Source organism: Mesorhizobium sp. M7A.F.Ca.ET.027.03.2.1, from assembly GCF_003999175.1.
Classification (GTDB): domain Bacteria; phylum Pseudomonadota; class Alphaproteobacteria; order Rhizobiales; family Rhizobiaceae; genus Mesorhizobium.
Map to the genome: position 1 here is coordinate 1 of NZ_RZOM01001529.1, position 996 is coordinate 996.

General features: G+C 65.0%; 1 protein-coding gene. It reads left to right on the forward strand.

Annotated elements, in window-relative coordinates; translation table 11 throughout:
* Positions 1 to 65 precede the first annotated feature (65 nt).
* Positions 66 to 996: molybdopterin-dependent oxidoreductase (locus tag EN750_RS36190; protein WP_145968278.1), on the forward strand; the 931-nt coding region annotated here is incomplete at its 3' end.

Consider the following 996-nt stretch of genomic DNA (forward strand, 5'->3'; position numbering starts at 1 on the left):
CCCCATCAAGGGGAGGGTAAGATCTGGCCCTACACGCCGCGTCCGGAACCGGTTAACCTCGCCCCATGAACCAACACGCCAAGCTTCGCATCGGCCATTCGGCCTGTCCGCATGATTGCCCCTCGACCTGCGCGCTCGAGGTCGAGTTGCTTGACGGCAACCGCATCGGCCGCGTCCATGGCGCCAAGTCCAACAGCTACACGGCCGGTGTCGTCTGCGCCAAGGTTGCCCGCTATGCCGACCGCGTCCATCATCCCGACCGTTTGCTGAAGCCGCTGATCCGCGCCGGTTCCAAGGGCGACGGCGCCTGGAAAGAAGCAAGCTGGGAGGCGGCGCTCGACCTCGTCGCCGAAAAATTCATTGCGGCCGAGGAGAAATACGGCTCGGAGACGGTCTGGCCCTATTATTATGCCGGCACGATGGGGCTGGTGCAGCGCGACGGCATCGACCGGCTGCGCCACGCCAAGAAATACTCCGGCTTTTTCGGTTCGATCTGCACCAATCTCGCCTGGACCGGCTGGATGATGGGCGCCGGCGCCTTGCGCGGGCCGGACCCGCGCGAGATGGCGAAATCCGATTGCGTGGTGATCTGGGGCACCAATGCTGTGGTGACGCAGGTCAACGTCATGACGCACGCCATCAAGGCGCGCAAGGAGCGCGGCGCGAAGATCGTCGTCATCGACGTCTATGAGAATGCGACGATGAAGCAGGCCGATCTCGGCCTGGTGCTGAAGCCGGGCACCGATGGCGCGCTGGCCTGCGCGGTCATGCATGTGCTGTTCAGGGAAGGCATGGCCGACCGCGCCTATCTCGAAAAGTACACGGACGACCCGAAAGGGCTGGAAGCGCATCTCGAGACGCGCACGCCGGACTGGGCGGCCGGGATCACCGGCTTGACGGTCGCCGAGACCGAGGCCTTCGCCCGCCTCGTCGGCACGACTAAAAAGACCTATTTCCGCCTCGGCTACGGCTTCGCGCGCCAGCGCAATGGCGCCG